The 18,178-nt window shown below is 51.5% G+C and carries 14 protein-coding genes; 9 read left to right on the top strand and 5 right to left on the bottom strand.

The window, feature by feature from the left end; genetic code table 11:
* Window positions 1-306: 306 nt before the first annotated feature.
* Together OXG87_11735 and OXG87_11740 are read right to left on the bottom strand one after the other, a co-directional pair.
* Complete coding sequence (locus OXG87_11735) at window positions 307-3,516, bottom strand: sigma 54-interacting transcriptional regulator (protein ID MCY3870220.1); 3,210 nt, start codon at window positions 3,514-3,516, stop codon at window positions 307-309.
* A gap of 164 nt (window positions 3,517-3,680) precedes the next feature.
* On the bottom strand, window positions 3,681-5,627 hold the full coding sequence (locus OXG87_11740) for a hypothetical protein (protein MCY3870221.1): 1,947 nt from the start codon (window positions 5,625-5,627) through the stop codon (window positions 3,681-3,683).
* A gap of 220 nt (window positions 5,628-5,847) precedes the next feature.
* On the opposite strand from OXG87_11740, the gene OXG87_11745 reads away from it, so the two are divergent.
* From OXG87_11745 to OXG87_11780, 8 genes are all read left to right on the top strand, one after another.
* Window positions 5,848-8,235: a hypothetical protein gene (locus OXG87_11745; protein MCY3870222.1), complete on the top strand. Its 2,388-nt coding sequence runs from the start codon at window positions 5,848-5,850 to the stop codon at window positions 8,233-8,235.
* Between the two features lie 11 nt (window positions 8,236-8,246).
* The gene (locus OXG87_11750; protein MCY3870223.1) at window positions 8,247-8,546 is read left to right on the top strand and encodes a Dabb family protein; all 300 of its coding nucleotides are present in this window, start codon (window positions 8,247-8,249) and stop codon (window positions 8,544-8,546) included.
* 18 nt (window positions 8,547-8,564) lie between these two features.
* Window positions 8,565-9,371 (top strand): PHP domain-containing protein, encoded by an 807-nt coding sequence (locus tag OXG87_11755; protein ID MCY3870224.1) that lies wholly within the window; start codon window positions 8,565-8,567, stop codon window positions 9,369-9,371.
* Between the two features lie 61 nt (window positions 9,372-9,432).
* Window positions 9,433-9,723 (top strand): hypothetical protein, encoded by a 291-nt coding sequence (locus OXG87_11760; protein MCY3870225.1) that lies wholly within the window; start codon window positions 9,433-9,435, stop codon window positions 9,721-9,723.
* Window positions 9,716-10,537, top strand: coding sequence for a phytanoyl-CoA dioxygenase family protein (locus tag OXG87_11765; GenBank protein MCY3870226.1), 822 nt, complete (start codon window positions 9,716-9,718; stop codon window positions 10,535-10,537). Before OXG87_11760 ends, OXG87_11765 begins: the two co-directional genes overlap by 8 nt.
* Window positions 10,537-11,451, top strand: coding sequence for a sugar phosphate isomerase/epimerase (locus OXG87_11770; protein MCY3870227.1), 915 nt, complete (start codon window positions 10,537-10,539; stop codon window positions 11,449-11,451). Before OXG87_11765 ends, OXG87_11770 begins: the two co-directional genes overlap by 1 nt.
* Window positions 11,452-11,524: 73 nt before the next feature.
* A complete protein-coding gene (locus OXG87_11775) occupies window positions 11,525-12,514 on the top strand; it encodes an NAD(P)-binding domain-containing protein (protein MCY3870228.1) in 990 nt (329 codons plus the stop codon).
* 78 nt (window positions 12,515-12,592) lie between these two features.
* Window positions 12,593-13,330, top strand: coding sequence for a hypothetical protein (locus OXG87_11780; GenBank protein ID MCY3870229.1), 738 nt, complete (start codon window positions 12,593-12,595; stop codon window positions 13,328-13,330).
* Here OXG87_11780 and OXG87_11785 read toward each other — a convergent pair.
* Window positions 13,290-14,699: a sulfatase-like hydrolase/transferase gene (locus OXG87_11785; GenBank protein ID MCY3870230.1), complete on the bottom strand. Its 1,410-nt coding sequence runs from the start codon at window positions 14,697-14,699 to the stop codon at window positions 13,290-13,292. The genes OXG87_11780 and OXG87_11785 overlap by 41 nt on opposite strands.
* Window positions 14,700-14,708: 9 nt before the next feature.
* Complete coding sequence (locus OXG87_11790) at window positions 14,709-15,554, bottom strand: amidohydrolase family protein (GenBank protein MCY3870231.1); 846 nt, start codon at window positions 15,552-15,554, stop codon at window positions 14,709-14,711.
* A gap of 111 nt (window positions 15,555-15,665) precedes the next feature.
* On the opposite strand from OXG87_11790, the gene epmA reads away from it, so the two are divergent.
* The gene (gene epmA, locus OXG87_11795) at window positions 15,666-16,919 is read left to right on the top strand and encodes an EF-P lysine aminoacylase EpmA (GenBank protein MCY3870232.1); all 1,254 of its coding nucleotides are present in this window, start codon (window positions 15,666-15,668) and stop codon (window positions 16,917-16,919) included.
* Window positions 16,920-17,103: 184 nt separating this feature from the next.
* Here epmA and OXG87_11800 read toward each other — a convergent pair whose 3' ends face one another.
* Window positions 17,104-18,126: a ribonucleotide-diphosphate reductase subunit beta gene (locus tag OXG87_11800; protein ID MCY3870233.1), complete on the bottom strand. Its 1,023-nt coding sequence runs from the start codon at window positions 18,124-18,126 to the stop codon at window positions 17,104-17,106.
* Between the last annotated feature and the right edge of the window lie 52 nt (window positions 18,127-18,178).

The raw sequence follows: 18,178 nt of genomic DNA on the forward strand, positions 1-18,178 counted from the left end.
CAGATGCATTTCTTCCCTCCCTTTGGGTGTGTGGATGTGAAACTTTGCGCTTCACGTCGGTCCTGGTTCTGAGGGGACCTGAATGGGGCTTATAAAAGCAAAAAGTGTACCACTGTGAATCATTTCAAAAATTATATTTATAACATGTTATTTTTAAATATGATAGAAGTATAATAAAAAACAAAAAAGCCAGACTGAATTTTATATTTTTAGACGTTATAACGTCCAAAAACAATCAGACTGGCTCTTAAGACTATTTATTAACAGATTTTTATTAAACAAAGGATGTTATAACATCTAAAGACGTTATAACGTCCTTTGCGATAGGCGTTTGATGCCCAGTTTTTTCATTTTAGTGTATAGAGTAGAAGGCGGTAAACCCAACAATGTCGCCGCCCCGTCTGCCCCCTTTATTTTCCATTTGGTCACTTTGAGTACTTTGAGAATATAATCGCGTTCAAATTCATCCAAAGGCATGATTTCGCCAGCTTGATCAGGTAAAGTGCGCCTCTTATGGTCCTGCACAGTGCCCTTGATTTGAGAACCATACAGCCCCAGATCCCCTACTTCGATTTGCAAACCATTACACACGGTTACTGCACGCTGTATCGTATGCTCCAGTTCTCGCACATTCCCAGGCCAATTATAGGCTTGCAACACCTCAATAACCTCTGAAGTCAAAGGATCAAGTTGCTTGCCTATATGCGCTGCCATGCGGTTCTTGAAATACTCAGATAGGTCCGGTATGTCCTCCTTGCGCTCACGCAGCGGCGGCAAATATATCGGAAAAGTATTGAGACGGTAATAGAGGTCCTCTCGGAAATTACCTGCACTGATCATTTCCTCGAGATCGCGATTGGTCGCTGCCACAATCCGCGTTCGCGCCTCCAGCGTCTCGCTACCTCCAATGCGCTCAAACGTGCCCTCGTCCAGCAAGCGCAACATCCTGGCCTGCGTTTCCAGACTCATATCGCCGACCTCGTCCAAAAAGAGCGTGCCTCCCTTCGCGAGTTCCACTTTGCCCAGTCTGCGAACAACTGCGCTGGTAAACGCTCCTCTCTCGTGACCAAACAGTTCACTATCGATCAGCGTTGCTGGCAGTGCTCCGCAGTTGACCTGCATAAAAGGGCCATCGCGATGGGCACTCAGAGTGTGTAGTGCCCGCGCAGCCAATCCCTTACCAACACCCGTCTCGCCCTTAAACAGTACTGTCAGATCAGTGGATGCTACTTTTCTGAGCTGAATTTGAAATTCGTGCAGGGCCGTACTCTGACCAATGAATTCTTTGCTCCCCTGACTGTTAAGAGCAGTCGTTAGAGCTTCGATACGCGGATCCTCTTCTACCAGGAGTTGCACCTGCGCGATCTCCGAGTGATTGAGGTCGCGATCTATTGCCCTGACTTGAAAGGTGTAATCGTCCGGTGGCAGGTCCCGGTAATGCGCCCGCATCTTTCGAGTCGCAGGCTGCCAGTCAGAATCGTATCCCTTCAGGCGATAGACATAGAGCATGTCGCGGGGATGGGTGGAAAAACTCAGCCCCTTATACTCGAAAATTACCTGCTGACCTGCCGTGGACAAGATGATATTCTCATAAACATGATCGGCGTTCACTTGCAGCAGGCGAATCTGAGGCGAAGTTTGCCGCTGACGATAGCGCACCAGAGAACTTTGGACGGTACCAAACCAGAAGTTTCCATCGCGATCTTCGAGTATCTGAGAAACTGATCCTATATACGGCGACTTGATAGTCTGAAAAAGTTGACCATCGTAGTGAGCCACGCCGCCGTCTGTGCCGAGCCAGAGGTGGCCTTGTCGATCCTCAAGCAAACAACGGATGCGATCACTCGGCAAACCGTCTGCTGTTGTGAAGTTGTGAAAGACGTTGCCATCAAAGAAACTCAGACCGCTCTGAGTAGCAACCCACAGGTTGCCAGCGCGGTCTAAGAGCAGATCAGTGATCTGGTGGTCTATCAGCCCATCTTCCATCCCATAAAATTTAAGACCATCTTTGGGATGCCAGCGCGCAAAGCCTTTGTAGTTATCGGAGAAATTTTGGTGCGTGAGATGGAAATAGACCTCGCTGTTGCGCCCGGCAATCACAGTGCCGATGCTGCTAAAAGGATCTTTCTTTTCATTCTCTACAAAAATGGTCTGGAATTCCTCCCCTCGCTGATAAGTGAGCGTCAATGCGCTGGCAAAAATATTTTCTCTTTTTGTTCCTGTGCTGTTCTCCCAATACCCCAAAAGGAATCCTCCTTGCGCGTCCTGGGTGATTGCACTAACACTTTTTCCGTCTAAATCTGCGATTGTTTCTATTTTTTTAACCTTCTGCCCATCGTAGCGGAACAGCCCGTTGCGGCCGCCAAACCACAGATACCCTTCGTGGTCTTCGTAGATGGCAAAACAGTTGTTGATATCAAAGTCATACTCGGTACCTGCAAATGCAACGTGCTCGCCATCGAAGCGAAAGACGCTTTTGGTCAAGGGATTGAGAAGGTAAACGACACACCCGACCCATATATCGCCTCGCCGGTCTTGCACGAGTTGCGAGACCTCACTCACGTTTGAGGAGAGCTCCGTACTGAGATCGAAAACACTGATCTGTGTATCGTAAAGTCCGACGCCACCCCAGGTGGCGAACCAATACTGATGATCGCGATCTCGAAACACAGATTTGACTGCGGGATGGGGCAAGCCATCGGCAGGGGTAAATCTGTTGAACCCATCACCGTCCTGATAGAGTACTCCCTCAGAAGTACTGAACCACATCCGACCTGTACAGTCGCACTGAATTTTGCGTAATTTACCACCCAAATCTACCTGAACAGACTGGAAAGAACCATCGGCATAGCACCAGAGCCCGTCTCGATGTCCAAGCCGACCGATCCACACCTTGCCAGCAGGATCCTTGCCCACAGAATAGACGTTTCCATCTCGAGGAAATCCCTCTTTCTCATCATAGCGGTGAAAGGACTGACCATCGAAGCGAATGGGGTAGTCAAAACCAAACCACAGGTGGCCTTGCGGATCCTGGGTAATACCCCAACACAGGTTGGACCACTGAGGAGAAGGCGGCTGCTCGTAGTGCTGAAGATAGAGCGGAATCAGGTCGTGGAACACAGTGCCGTCGTAATATCCCAGAGTGCGGTGCCCACCAAACCATACACGTCCCTCACCGTCTTCGTAAATGCTCTGCACAGTTCGATCTGCGATCCCATTGTCCTCCAAATGGTGGAAATCTGCTCCGTCGTACCAGCAGAGACCATTTAGTGTACCGAACCACAATCGCCTCTGACTGTCCTGTGACACAAAATAAACGCTGTCACTAATAAGACCGTCCTGTCGTGTAAAATTTCGAAACTCGTCTCCGTCGAAGCGACTAACGCCGTTGTCCCATGTGGCGAACCAGAGATAACCCTCGTTATCCTCAACAATGTGTTCAACGCGCATCCCGGCCAGGCCATCAGCTATGGAATAAGTTCGCCAGGTACCTGTGCGGTCAAGTGATTTGATCATCAAAAAGAACCTTATAATAAAAAAACAGGTTTATAGTGTATCTCACATTTGCAAACTAAATAATAATAATGCTTTCTAAATATCCAAGGATAAAATACGTCTCGATCATTTGCCAAAATTTCTGGTAAAAAGTTCGGGGACTGGTTTTGCTGATCGCTGATTGCTCAATCGGAAAACGGGACGCCGTGACCTTGCCCGTAGAACCAGATCATATCGACAAAGAACGAGATGCCCGCGCCCACGTAGTATCCCATGATCAATCCGAGGAAGAAGGGCCGGGCACTGCGATAGGTTCTGCTGCCGCCAAAACGCAGGATCGCGAGTTTGCTCAACCAGCCCAGGAAAATGGGAAAGATTACATGGGTCACGGGATACGCAGGTCCGGTTGCCAGTCCCAGTGGGTGCAGGGGCCACCAGGTGTAGCGGTAGCGCAAGAAGTACAGGAGAGCAGCAAAGGCGATGCCGCTGGTGAAGAAGGCCATTTTGCGCCAGTCGGGGTTGACGGGATCTCTTGCGTATTTGACCACAAAGTCCCAGGGTCCGCGCGCTAAGCCTCCGGAGATTTGCGATCCGTAATTGCCCGCGCCGCCTTCATACCCCATGGATATGATATACAAACAGGATGCGACAATGCCCACGCCCATTGCCAGGCACATGGCCCAGACGAGTTGCCGTTTGTGGTGCTGGATGGTGTCAAATAGACGGACGGAGTGGGTCAATGCGGGCATGAGCGTTGTTTTCATGTCGCCGCACCAGCCAAATGACATGCCGAGTGCGACCATGGTCTGTGCAGATAGCCGCGTGGTCCCAAATGTGAACATGATAAATGTTTGCGGTACCATGACGGCTCGGATGGTGATGACGCCGGTTTCGGCGATGATGCGCGAGATCCCGATATAGACGACCATCATGACGATGAGAAATACCGCGATGACCCACAGGCCCATGCCCGAGGCGTAAAACCAACAGGACATGTAAAGCAGCCCGCCCAATAAGCCAAAGACTGCGCTCCGATAGGAGAGCAATTCGTCTGAGTCATCGATTTTTGCATCGCCTTTGAATGCTTTGCGAAAGACATCTCGCAAATGCGACCGCGCTATCCAAAGTCCCCAGCCGACTACGGTAAACCACACGCCGATCATTTGCCAGCCCACGGGTACAAAGGAGGTGCCAGCAAAATTTGCTTCTGAAATTATGACGCCGAATCGGTTGAATAATCCCTCTTCAATTACCGCGAGAAGGTAGAAAAAGCAGATGCTAAACGAGATGTCTAAGTTGATAAAGTAGGCAAATCCCACAATGGGCCAGTAGAGGTTCATGCGAATTGCCTGAAAATCTCGCCCGAAGGATATGGCTTCAAACCGCCAGGGAAATACGGGAAATGTGGGGTTAAAATAGGATACGATGTTCCATAGTATGCCGAAGATCGAAAAAGAAAAGCCCATCCAGAATAGCGGCGAGCGCATAAATGGTGGCAAGCGGGATGGTGTATCGCCTTCCTCAACCATTGCGAGGGGCAATTCCATGAGGGCGTAGTCCAATCGCTCGTATTCGATCCATTGCTTGCGCAGGATTATTGCTGTACACAACAAGACCGCGCAGAGTGCCGCGAGCAGGCTCAACCACCAGAATAAGGGTCCGATCCACACTTCCCATGGAACAGGCGAGCCGCGCGGCAAGCCCTCGAAGAACCACGTCAGTGCCGGGCCGGGTTCAATTACAGCCCAGGATGGCAGGTAATCGTGTGTAAATTCACCCCATCGATTTGTAGGGTCGGCGAGGTAATACGGTACGCAAAAGCTGGCGATTAATCGGCTCAAGAAGTACGTTGGCAGGGTTGAGGCGATCAGGCCCATTGAGAAGATGACGAGCAGTTCGCCCCGATTGAGTTTGAGATAATGCCGCAAGAAGACGACTGTTATTGCAAAGGGAAATACCACGGCGAGAGACAGGTGATTTTGCGCCAGCCGCGTTGTGTGCAAGATGTGCCGTGCGTAAAATCCACCGAGCGCGGCTACGAGCACAAGTGCTATCCCCAGGACGATTGACTTATAGGTCAATGCGCGTGCGGTGGGGTCTTTTTGTCGGTGTTCTTGAGCGACTTCAGCCATGACACCTATATAGGTCTGCGGATTGGGGCTGTCAAGGGGAAGTGTGAAGGATGCCTGTATTGGGCTTGATGATTTCGCCGAATGGGTGTACCTTCGGGGAACGAATCAACGGAGCGGGGTACAACTGACCGTCTCTCAGGTCAGTTCATCAACGAATCAACGAATCAACGAATAGACGAACCCCACCCGACCACCCCGTATGGATGAAGTTCTATCGACTATGAAAAACGAACGTTCAATCACAGCTTATTCCGGGCTTTTTTTGATCGCGCTGGCGTCGCTGGCGATCCAGATTGTTCTGGTGCGTCTGCTGAGTGTTATTACCTGGTACCATCTGGCGTTTTTTTCGATTTCTATTGCCATGCTGGGGATGACTGCGGGGGCTATTCAGGTCTATGTGCAAAGAGGTCGGTTTGACGGTGAGAACAAATATGACGCGATTACCCGAGCCTGTCTCGGATTTGCACTGTCTATTCCCGCGTCTCTGATCCTTTTGTGCGTTCTGCCCATCGGATTTTACAAAAGTATTCTGAGTCTGATCGTGCTTTTTGTGGCAACGCTGGTCTGCGCCTGGCCGTTTTATTATGCGGGTCTGGTTATCACGACTGTGTTGACGCGGTTCAATGCACCGATTGGCAGGCTTTATGCCAGTGATTTAACAGGTGCTTCTGCTGGTTGTCTGATTGTTCTGGGCGGTCTCGAAATAGTTGATGCGCCGAGTCTGATGTTGTGGTGCAGCGGTATTGGCGCGCTGGCGGGCGCGTGTTTTGCCCGTGTTGCTCAATCTCGATCTGTCCGTCGTTATCTCGCGTTCGCGTTGCTGTTTTTTGTGTTGGGGATTCTCAATGCGCAGACCCCGTATGGCATTCGCCCGATGTTTGTGAAGGAGAAGTTTCAAAGACTCAGCGACCAAATTTTAGAGCGGTGGAATTCCTTTTCGCGGGTTGTTGTCTATCGCCAGCAATATTTGCCTCCGCAACTCTGGGGTGGTAGTCCCGTAGCAGAAGGAGAAAATATCTTTTTTCACGGGATGACGATTGACGGTGCAGCGGGTACGGCTATTAGATCTTTTGCTTCGCCAAAAGATATTGAACATCTGCGTTATGATATTACAAATGTCGGGTATTATCTCAATAGAAGGGGTAATGCGTGTATTATTGGCGTGGGCGGGGGTAAGGATATCCAGAGTGCGCTCTTTTTTGGTCACGACGCTGTTCTGGGTATTGAGGTCAATCCGATTTTTGTCGATTTGCTCCAGAATGAGTTTCGCGAGTTTGCTGGGCTTGCCAATCGGGATGACGTGACTTTTGTGGTTGATGATGCGCGCAGTTTTTTGTCGCAGAGTCGCGCGCAGTTTTCCGTTATTCAGATGGCGTTGATCGATACCTGGGCAGCAACGGGCGCGGGTGCATTTTCTTTTTCTGAAAATGCGCTTTATACTGTTGAAGCCTGGCAGACATTTCTCAGCCGTCTATCAGAGGACGGTATTTTTACGGTGTCGCGCTGGTACAGTGCAGAACATATTGGGGAAACCGGGAGGGTGTTGAGTCTGGGCGTTGAATCGCTTTTGCGGCTGGATGTCAAAAGACCGGCCGATCACATGGCGCTTATCACAATCGACAATATTTCGACTTTGCTGGTTTGTCGGCAGCCGCTGGATGAGGCTGATGTCAATCGGTTGAGGCAGGTGTGCGAGGAATTGCAATATCAGATTGTGCATGTGCCCGATCATTTGCCTGCCGAACCTGTTTTGAGACAGATTTTATCTGCCCAATCGACAGATCAACTCGCAGAGGCTGTGGCTCAGGCTGAATTGGACTACAGCCCGCCGACGGATGACAATCCGTATTTTTTTAATATGTTGAAGCTGGGCCATCTGGATGCGGCACTGCGAGGTCAAGAGGGCGTTATCAGCGGTAATTTGAGAGCGCTTGCCACGCTTCTCGTGCTTTTGGTTGTGCTCGGGGCTCTCGCTATTGCAACGATTGGGGTGCCTTTGTGGCTCGCGCACAGGCCAAAGGCTTTGACCCAAATGCCCGGTTTCTGGTTCGGGGCACTGTATTTTTCTCTTATTGGTTCGGCTTTTATGTTTGTGGAGATTGCCCTGATTCAACGGCTCAACGTATTTACTGGACACCCGATCTATTCGCTGGGTATATTGCTGTTTACACTTATTGCAAGTACGGGTATGGGTAGTTTTGTAAGTGATCATCTTCCGCTTGCACGAAAGCCGTGGGTTTATGTTTTTCCCATTATAACGGCGGTGAGTGTTATTGCTCTCAATACGGTTCTCCACTATTTGTTGTCCCACATGATGGCTGAGGATACGACGACAAAAGTTCTGGTGTCTGTTCTGGTCATTTTTCCCGTGGGCATGCTTATGGGGTTGTTTTTTCCGACGGGTATGCGTCTGGTCCAGACTGATTATGAAGACGATACGCCGTGGTTCTGGGCTCTGAACGGGATTATGGGTGTGCTGTGTTCTGCTCTGGCTGTGTTTGTTTCTCTTATATTTGGGATATCTACCAATTTTTATATTGCCGCTGTGGCTTATGCGCTTGTTCTGTGGTGTGTTTTCAATTTGCGTCGCGAACGCACTATAACGTGAAGGGAGTTTCTATGATAGATCATATTGTTCTTCTCAAGCTCAAAGATGGGGTTACGCGGGAACAGACCCGGGTGCTACACGATGGCCTGATTGCGCTTAAAGAAAAGGGCAGTATTCCGGGTATGGAGGAGATTACTGCGGGGTATAATAACAGCCCGGAGGGAAAAAATTACGGCTATGACTGGGGATTTATTATTCGGTTTACTGATGAGGCTGCGCGAGACTTTTATTTGCCGCATCCGGATCACAGAGCACTCAGCCAGACTTTTATACGTCCGATTGTCGATGATGTGCTGGTGTTTGATGTATGAACTACGGGAATAATCTGCATGTACATTGATCTCCACATGCACACGACTGCATCTGATGGTGCATGGACGCGGTCTGAACTCCTCGATTTGCTCGCCGAATATAATATCACGACTTTTGCGGTTACCGATCACGATACGACTCAGAATAGCCAATCTATGATTTCCGAGGCTGAAGCGCGTGGTATGCACTGTATCTCCGGCGTTGAAATCTCGACCCTGTACGATCGCGAATATCACATTACCTGCTATGGCATTGATTTTGAGCACCCGGGTCTTCAATCTCTTCTCTCATACAATCGCGAGGAGCGCAACGCCCTCAATCTGGAGACGGTTCGCCTGTTGGCTGAACAAGACGCGCGCATCGATTTTGAACAGTACGAGTCCTATACTTATGATCCGATACGCGGTGGCTGGAAGTCTTTGAATTTCCTCATTGATCAGGGTATCATCGAAGATATTCCCGGGTATTTTGCGATCACTCAGCACCTGAATATGCGTGTTGAATGCCCTCCGCCTGAAATCGTTATTCAGACGGTCAAAGACGCAGGAGGCTTCCCTTTTCTCGCGCATCCCAATGTGTATCAGGGCGGCGAACGGATGTCCAGAGATCAACTCATGCTATGGCGCGATTTTGGCATCGCGGGTATCGAGTGCTATTCGCCTTCGGTAAATGATCTTTCTGAGACCAGGTACTATATTGATTTTTGTAAGAAAAATAATTTGCTCATTTCCGGTGGCTCAGATTATCACGGTCCTTTTCTCTCCCGTCCCCTGGGCGATCCGCTTATCACGCGCGATATGCTCGATCTGGGCGGTCTCATATAAATCAATATGGACAATTTTTTGTTGTATGCCGTATATTCATTTCAAAATGAGGAGGGTGTGAATGCCCGAAGCACAATTGAGACAAAAACTTCTCTTTCTCTATCTGGGCAATTCCAGTCCGGAGAGCGAAGTTGTTGGTTGGTCGCTTTACGATGGTACGACTGATGAGATGTTTGAAGCTGCAGGTGAAGATGCCGAGCCGCCTTATAATTCTGTGCTGGATGCGATGCGCGATGGCTGGCGCGTTATTCAGGTGCCTTTTCTGAAAACGCCGGAGGTCGGGCGCGAATACGAAAACGACTATCTCGATTTTGAATTTGTCCTGGAAAAAATGGAGGCGATAAATGGATAAGAATCTTTTGCTTACGTCCGTGGAAATGGCGCAGTTTGCAAGCACGGGTTTTCTGCGTTTTGACAATCTGGTGCCGCGGGAACTCTGCGAAGCCGCACACGAAGAGATGAGTACGGGCAAGCTCAGACGCCGCGCTCCGATGGGTTCGCCTTTTAGCGAGGCCTGGCCCGATGAAGCCATTGGCAAGATTTTTCGCCTGCCCAAAGTGGCAGCGATTATTCACAGTCTGGTGGGTCCCAATCCGCGATACGATCACCACGCGGCGCATCTCACGCCGGCAAATACGCGCAAGGGTGCCAATTTGCATCAGGATGCAGAGTACGATGTTCGCGATTTGCATTTCGATATTCAGATTTCCTTTTTTCCAGAGGATACGCCGCTGGAAAGTGGGGGTACGCTTTTTGTGCCGGGTACGCAATTTCGCCGGGTTCACGAAGCTGAGATTAAGCGCTATCAGAATATCATAGGGCAGGTGCAGGCGGTTTGCGAGGCGGGGACGATGTTTTTCTGGCATACGAATATATGGCATTCGGCGCGGAGCAATTTTACGGATAGGGATAGGTATATGTTTAAGCTGCGCCTCAATCCCACGGTTCGGCAGCAGCGTTTGTGGAATACCGACGATCTCGATAGTCCCGAGGTTATGCAGAAACTCAATCAGAAGATTCCCTGGCACGGGCAACGCCATCGCATTGAACTTATGAATCGCATCAAGTTCTGGCGTTTTCTCACTGGGGATCCCACTTTTGATATGGCGCTCTGGTGGGGGCGCGTTGAGAATACACCAGATATTATTGTTCAGGGGGGTTATTGATGCATTTATCTATGCACAATTGGATGCGGTCAGAGTCTCTCGCAACCACGCTTGAGCGGTTGGCAAAATTTGGGTACGAGAGTATTGAGCTCAGTGGGGAACCCGAGCGGTATGATACGTCAGAGGTGCGTGCGTTGCGGGGTAAATACAATATCCGCTGCTGGGGGGCGGTGACTTTGATGATGGGCGACCGCAATATGCTGGCCAAAGATGCGGGAATTCGGGCACAATCCGTGCAGTACGTCAAGGACTGTGTTACGATGGTTAAGGAACTCGATGGGTATGAGCTGACTGTGGTGCCGGCTACTGTGGGGAAAATCGAACCGGATGCCACGCCCGATGAAGAGTGGGAATGGGCTGTGGCTGGCATGCGGGAGGTTTACGATCACTCTGAAAGTGAGGGGGTTCGTCTGGCGATTGAACCCATCAATCGGTTTGAGACGTATTTTATTACCAGGGGTGCTCAGGCGCTTGCCCTGGCAGAGGCGACGGGTGCAAATTGCGGGGTGTGTTTAGATGCTTTTCATATCAATATCGAAGAGGCGGATCCGTATCAAGCGATTCGAGATGCAGGTGACCGGCTGGTGGATTTTCACGTGGCGGATAACAACCGCATGGCGTGTGGGCTGGGGAATTGGGATTGGGCAAAATTGGTGGCGACGCTCAAAGAGGTGGGGTATGATGACGCGCTTACGGTGGAGTTTGTCGCGCCGATTGACCGAACGCCTGCGAATGAATACCCCAATGCGGTGGAGACCAATCCCGTTGATATTACACCTGAAGAACTCAAATTTATTCAGGATCACGGGAGCAGTCTGTTGAGTGAGGCGTTTTACACTTTTCTGGTAGAGAAAACGGCCGAGACGTTGTTGCCGTTGATTGGATCCGCAGATGGCGCAGATGCACGCAGATGAAAGGCGGATCAGGATGTGCAGGATGAAAGGCGAGAAGAAGGTAGCAGTTCATTGACGAATTTCAGAGGGAGATATGGCTCAAAAGATTCTCATTACAGATAAATTACAGGGGCCCGAGTTTGCATCTGAAGAGCGGACAAGGGCGATTGACAGGTTGCGAGATTACGCCGAGGTGGCGTTTTACGATGAGACCGAATTTGGTGCCGAACACGCCGAGGGTGTGGTGGGTGTTCTGGCGGATTCGGTTGTGTTTACGCCCGAGTTTTACGCCACGGCACGCGATTTGCGCATTGTTGCGCGCTGGGGTGTGGGTTTTGAAAAGGTCGATGTGCCGCGCGCGACGGATTGCGGTGTTCTTGTGACGGTTGCTCCCGTGCATATGGTCACGGTTGCCGAATTTGCGATCGCGCAGTGGCTGGCCGCGCTGAAGCGCGTTTATACGTTGAACCGAAATAGCCATGCGGGAAATTTTGAGATTATCAGGACTTATGAGGCAGAAGGTTCTACGCTGGGGATCTGGGGACTGGGACGGATCGGTCAGGCGATGGCGGAGCGCGCGCGTCCGCTTCTGGGTGATTCTGGACGTTTGCTGGTCTATGATATCCGTCCGGATATTGAGGAGGTCGCCGCACAGTACGATGCCGAGGTGGTCGATGATCCCCGCGTCCTTTTTGAGGAATGCGATGCGATTTCTCTCCATCTTTCGGGCGATGATACGGTTGTGACCTACGATTTGCTCTGCGCGATGAAGCCCCACGCTTCAGTGATCAATCCCTCGCGCGGCAATCTGGTGGATGACGAGGCGGTGAACCGGGCGATTAAAGAGGAGCGGCTTTATTATTATCTCGTCGATGATCCGGTTAATCAGACGCGCGCGATTCACAAGGACCATCCCCGCATTATATGTACCAATCACAACGCGGGTATTACCGTTGAGTCCGCTATTCGGCTTGACGAGTGTTGCGTGGAGCAAATTATCGACGCGCTCGAAGGTCGCACGCCCAGGGATGTGCTGAATACCGATGTTCTCGATCACCCGCGGGTTCAGGGGTTTTTGAAGTGAGAAGTTAAATGGTGAGTTCCTTGCTGAGCCGGGAGGTAGTCAATTGCAAGCCGATTCCCCTACCAAAGAGGAAGATCAATGAGTGACAATACACAAATCGACATGACCCCGCTGGATTACGGGCGGTCATTCCTGATCGGTAAAGGGCACACTAATGAGGCGCGTTTCTGGATCGAGTCGCGCACCCGCGTTATCGACAACAGGCGGGGGATCTGTGAGGATTTCTACCAGACAGCCTCATGCAAGAGCGAGAATACCTTTCACGAGAAGGATCTGTTTATACAGGACAACTACGATTTTCTGCCGATCTTCAGTGCTGGGTACGGTCTTATTTTCAGGCGCCATGCTTATCTCAGTGACCGCTACAGGGAAACGCGCCCGTACACGGAGATGTTCGGCGGTTACGACCTGCATCTCGCCGAAGGCGCGACGATTCGCGAGTTGCCGACGAACGCGGCGATTCGCGAGGAGACGTATCGCTTTGCGCCGCTGGTTTCTCAGACCGAGATCCGCAACGACGATACCGGCCTTCGGGCACTGATTGAATGTCCGGTTAAGACGATGAATACCCGCCGTGACGACGACCGCTATCAGGTCGATACGGGTCCGATCGCGTTCCCGGACCTTTCGGTGCGTCCCGAGCGGCTCGTCGATTGCCTTGCGCTGGCTTTCGTGGCTTTTAATGTCCCGTACTTTGCCGATTTCGTGATCGAAGTGCCCACCACGGTCGATCCCGACCACCCCGATTTGCAGATCTACCATTTCTCGAAGATCATCAGCCTACCAGCGCACAACCGGTTGTTTGCGGTCGAATAGGGCGGCTCACTCGATCCGCTTCTACGGCTTCAAACCACGTTTCCAGTTCGCGTTTCATGCGGTGTACGCGGTCTGGCTGTTGTTGGGCGAGGTTGATGTTTTCGTGGGGGTCGTTGTCGATGTTGTAGAGTTCCGGGTCGCCGGGTGGCGATAGTGTCCGCTCCACGGGTGGATTTTCTACGTTCATGAGAAAATGCGGTACTTCGCAATTTTTCTGGAATGGTGGATTGTCCGATTTCATTTTTTGCATGGCTTCTTCAATGCGGGGCCAGTAGAGTTTCCATTCCCCATCTCGCATCGCGGCATTGCATGTGCCGATGGGATCGTAGCGGTTGAATTGCCAGTATCGTTTGGTCGGGAGTTTTTGGGGTTCACCCTGTAATGCGGGGATGACATCCATCCCATCAGAAGGCGTCTGCATGTCAATTCCGCAGGCCTGTAATAGCGTGGGCATCCAGTCTGTAAAGTGCAGCATTCCGTCATATGTCTCGCCTTGCGACAAGCCCGCGGGCCAGCGGATCAGGCCCGGTACGCGGATTCCGCCTTCGAGTACATCGTATTTCATGCCCCGAAATGGTCCGTTGTAGCGGGTTTGGTCGTTTTCTCCTTTGCCGAGGTGGACAGGTCCGTTGTCGCTGGTGTACAGTACGATGGTGTCTTCCGCCAGGTCGTGTTGTTCGAGTGTATCCAGGATTTGCCCGATTCCGGTGTCCATCCGCCGGATCATTCCGTAGGTGAGGCACACGGCGCGGGTGAATTTTTCCATTTCTTCAAAGGGGCGGATGTCTTCTTCTGGCGCTTCGAGTGGTCCGTGCGGCGCGTTGTAGGCTATGTAGAGAAAGAACGGCTCTGTTTTGTGCCGTTTGATAAATTCAATGGCGTCCTGTGTGAATACGTCGGTGAGATACCGGCCGTCTGACCATTTCGGCTGTCCGTTGTATTCGATGATCCAGTTCCAGTAATTCATCCCTCCGTTTAAGAATCCCGCGAATTCATCGAAGCCCCGGTTGTTCGGATGATACCGCATGTCGTGTAGTCCATTGTGCCATTTTCCCACCATTCCCGTTGCATAGCCGTTTGCTTTGAATAGATCCGCGATTGTGGATTCGCCGAGTGCGATTCGGTCCAGTCCGCGGTTTGACTCTACGCTCAGTGCGCCTACGCGGTGGTTGTAGCGTCCGGTTAAAAAAGCGGCTCGGGCTGGCGCACAGATTGGGGATGCGGTGTAGTGTTGGTTCAGGCACAGGCCTTCCTGACCGATGCGGTCGATGTGGGGCGTGTCCAGGTCCGGGTTTCCGTAGATTCCCAGGTCGCCATAGCCCTGGTCGTCGGTTAGAAATACGATTATGTTTGGTCGCTTACGGGTCATTTTTGTTCCTCAAGGCAAGATATCTACGGTCAACCGATCTGTCTGATCCGGGTTGCACGCCCAGAGGTGTTCCGGATTGTACACGCGGGGTGCTTGAGGCGGTTGCGTCGGCAATGTCCAGTCCGATTTGTATTGTTTGATCAGGGCCAGGACATTTTGATGGGCGATTCGATCTTTTAAGTCGTCGTCGCAGTCGGCTTCTTCTATTATGTGCTGGAGGAAGCGATAGTCGTAATATGGCAGGTCCGCGCCAAAGATGAGTCGCTCGCGCCCGACTTTGTCGGCGAACCATTTGAAGTCCCATGTGGATCCCCGTCCATCGGGGTATTGTACGACTTCGAACCAGATGTTGTCGTGCTGTGATAGGTTTTCCGCAGCCCAGGTGCTGGCGTGTACGATAAATTGCGCGTTTGGAAATGTTCGGGCGGTGCGGTCCATCAAGCTGTCGTGCCAGTGCAGGTTGCACAGTCCGTTTCGCGCGGCTGCGACTTCTACCATGGGGAGGATTTCTTCTTTCATGGGGGGGTGTCCGGCTACTCCGACGAGGCCCAGGTCGTCCATGGCTTTTTCGGCTTCGTCAATGCCGAGTTCGCCGAATCGCGGCTCGATGAGTGCCATGCCAATGGGAAATACGTGGGGAAATTTTTTGCACGCGCGGGCTATTGCTGCGTTTTGTTCCCGTATGTCCCGTATTCCCCGGGTGATTGGACTTCCCACGGCTGTTGGCATTGATATGGCGGCGTAAATGTCGGTTTCGGCAAAGCGGGACAAACACATTTGGGCGTTTTGTCCGACGGTGGGTGCGCGGTTAATGGTTCGTCCAATGTGGTTGTGACAACAGATGTACGGGCGCATGGTGGATCCTTTTGGGATTGTAGGGGTAGGAAATTTTTGCGTTAAGAAGGCGATAACACGTAATATATGACATTGGATTTGATCGTCAATCGAGAGATGAGGACAATATAGATGCACGAATATCCATCTCCCCAATATCCCGCACGGTGTAAGCGTACGCATCGGATCTGTGAGCTTCAGTCGGGTGCGTTTGCGGTTGTGGCCGGGCGGCTTGTAGATAGCGATACGTTGTCCGATGAGACGGGGACGGTGCGTCTGGGTTTTAATACTGCGGATGCGGGACGGGCGGGGAATATTGTGGAGGTTGAGGGTCGTTTTGAAGACGATGTTTTTTGTGCTTCAGGACTGCGGGTGCTGGTGCCGTCGCGTGGTGGCGCAGTGCCTCTAACTCAGGACGTGCAGACGAATTTGCGCAAGCGCGCCAAAATTATCGCGGGGATTCGCCGCTTTTTTGATGAGAAGGGTTTTGTGGAGGTTGAGACCCCTCTGATGGTGCCGCAACCGGGTATGGAGCCGCACCTTGAAGCGTTTCGGACGACGTATGAGATGCGTCAGTTTTATCTGCATACGTCGCCTGAGTATGCGATGAAACGCCTGCTGGCGGCTGGGTTTGAACGGATATACCAGGTTTGCAAGGTGTTTCGGCACGAGCCTGTTGGCAGGATGCATACGCCGGAGTTTACGATGCTGGAGTGGTATCGGGCGTACGCGGATTATACGGATATTATGGTGGATACCGAATATCTGATTGCCGAACTTGCGACAGATTTATATGGAGAGCCTGTTGTGCAGACGGATCAGTGCGCGGTTGATCTGACGCCGCCGTGGGAGCGTATTTCCGTGCGGGAGGCGATGTTGCGCTATGCGGGTATTACTGCTGATCCGTATTCGGAGACGGCTGCGTTTATCAGGCAGGCGAGACTTTCGACGGTTGATGAGGACGATCCGCCAGATGTCGCGTTTTTCAAGGTTTTTCTCGATCGGGTTGAGCCGCATCTGGGTGTGCAGAAGCCCGCGATTTTGTACGATTATCCTGCGCCGATGGCGGCGCTTGCCAAGCGCAAGTCCAGCGCGCCAGATCTGGCTGAGCGTTTTGAGGTTTATATTGCGGGGGTGGAGTTGTGCAATGCGTTTACAGAGTTGAACGATCCGGATGAGCAACGCCAGCGGTTGGAAGAGGAGGCCGCCCAGCGCGTGAGGGAGGGGAATCCGGCTTATCCGATTGACGAGCGTTTTCTCGCGGCTCTCGAATACGGGATGCCGCCTTCTGGCGGGATTGCGCTTGGGGTGGATCGTCTCATTATGTTGCTTACTGGGGCGTCTTCTATAGGCGAGGTTATGGCTTTTCCCATGGCTGATCAATAGTGGTCTGTCAAATAAGTACTGGACTCCTGCTTTCGCAGGAGTGACGAGTGTCATTGCGGCATGGTGTTGAGCCGCAATCCAGTCTAAACAAAACAGGGTGGAAGATATGTGTCTTCCACCCCGTATCAGGCTCTGATTTCCCTTCCCCCGTCAGCCTGAATAAATTCTTGTTCAAGTTTCAGGTTTAATCATCCCACTGCAAGGATCCCGCGCTTTGATAATCCGTGACGCGCGTTTCAAAGAAGTTCTTTTCTTTTGCGATGTCGATGGTTTCTCCCATCCACGGAAATGGATTTTTCGATCCATATACGCTTTGTAGGCCGATTCGTTCCAGGCGACGATCGGCGATGAATTGCACGTATTCGCGGAATAGGTCTTCATTGAGGCCCAGTACGCCGTCGGGCACACAATCCCGCGCGTAGATGACTTCGTATTCCACGGCTTCGTGGATGAGGTCGTAGATGTCGCGTTGCAGTTCCGTTGTCCATATTTCTGGATTTTCGAGTTTTATGGTGTTGATCAGGTCGATGCCGAAATTCAGATGTATGGTCTCGTCGCGCAGGATGTACTGAAATTGTTCGCCGATGCCGGTCATGCGGTTTTGCCGGTGGAAGGAGAGGATCATGACAAAGCCGCTATAGAAGAAGATGCCTTCCATTATGACGTAAAAGCCGATGAGGTTTTTCACGAATTTCTGTATGCCTTCAATGCTTTGTGTTGTGAAGTTGGGGTCCAGTACATCTTCGGTTAGTTCCATCACGAATTTGTCTTTGCCTTCGATGGAGGCGACTTCGTGATACATGTTGAATACTTCGCGCGCGTTCAGGCCCAGGGATTCGACGATGTAGTGGAATGTGTGCGTGTGTATGGCCTCTTCAAATGCCTGGCGCAAGAGGTATTGCCGGGCTTCGGAGTTTGTGATGTGTTTGAAGATGGCGAGTACGATGTTGTTGCCGACGAGGCTTTCGCCCGTGCTGAAGAATCCGAGGTTTCGCAAGATGACTTTTCGCTCGGCGTCGTTCAGTGCATTTGAGCGCCAGAGTTCTATGTCGCGCTGCATGGGCACTTCTGTCGGCATCCAGTGATTGGCGCATCCGTTGAGATAGTGCTCCCATGCCCATTCGTATTTGAGAGGCATCAACTGGTTCACATCTACCTGCCGACAATTGAGCAGTCGCTTGTCTTCCGGGTTGATGCGCTTGGTCAGGTCATACGCCTCGCCAGTGGCACCGCAACACAGCGCGGAAGGGGTATTCTCT

The organism is Gemmatimonadota bacterium, from assembly GCA_026706845.1.
GTDB lineage: Bacteria > Latescibacterota > UBA2968 > UBA2968 > UBA2968 > VXRD01.

What these genes read in the sequence shown, in the direction of transcription:
- OXG87_11735 (MCY3870220.1), bottom strand. Translation starts at nt 3,516, where the DNA reads ATGATCAAATCACTTGACCGCACAGGTACCTGGCGAACTTATTCCATA.
- OXG87_11740 (MCY3870221.1), bottom strand. Translation starts at nt 5,627, where the DNA reads ATGGCTGAAGTCGCTCAAGAACACCGACAAAAAGACCCCACCGCACGC.
- OXG87_11745 (MCY3870222.1), top strand. Translation starts at nt 5,848, where the DNA reads ATGAAAAACGAACGTTCAATCACAGCTTATTCCGGGCTTTTTTTGATC.
- OXG87_11750 (MCY3870223.1), top strand. Translation starts at nt 8,247, where the DNA reads ATGATAGATCATATTGTTCTTCTCAAGCTCAAAGATGGGGTTACGCGG.
- OXG87_11755 (MCY3870224.1), top strand. Translation starts at nt 8,565, where the DNA reads ATGTACATTGATCTCCACATGCACACGACTGCATCTGATGGTGCATGG.
- OXG87_11760 (MCY3870225.1), top strand. Translation starts at nt 9,433, where the DNA reads ATGCCCGAAGCACAATTGAGACAAAAACTTCTCTTTCTCTATCTGGGC.
- OXG87_11765 (MCY3870226.1), top strand. Translation starts at nt 9,716, where the DNA reads ATGGATAAGAATCTTTTGCTTACGTCCGTGGAAATGGCGCAGTTTGCA.
- OXG87_11770 (MCY3870227.1), top strand. Translation starts at nt 10,537, where the DNA reads ATGCATTTATCTATGCACAATTGGATGCGGTCAGAGTCTCTCGCAACC.
- OXG87_11775 (MCY3870228.1), top strand. Translation starts at nt 11,525, where the DNA reads ATGGCTCAAAAGATTCTCATTACAGATAAATTACAGGGGCCCGAGTTT.
- OXG87_11780 (MCY3870229.1), top strand. Translation starts at nt 12,593, where the DNA reads ATGAGTGACAATACACAAATCGACATGACCCCGCTGGATTACGGGCGG.
- OXG87_11785 (MCY3870230.1), bottom strand. Translation starts at nt 14,699, where the DNA reads ATGACCCGTAAGCGACCAAACATAATCGTATTTCTAACCGACGACCAG.
- OXG87_11790 (MCY3870231.1), bottom strand. Translation starts at nt 15,554, where the DNA reads ATGCGCCCGTACATCTGTTGTCACAACCACATTGGACGAACCATTAAC.
- epmA (MCY3870232.1), top strand. Translation starts at nt 15,666, where the DNA reads ATGCACGAATATCCATCTCCCCAATATCCCGCACGGTGTAAGCGTACG.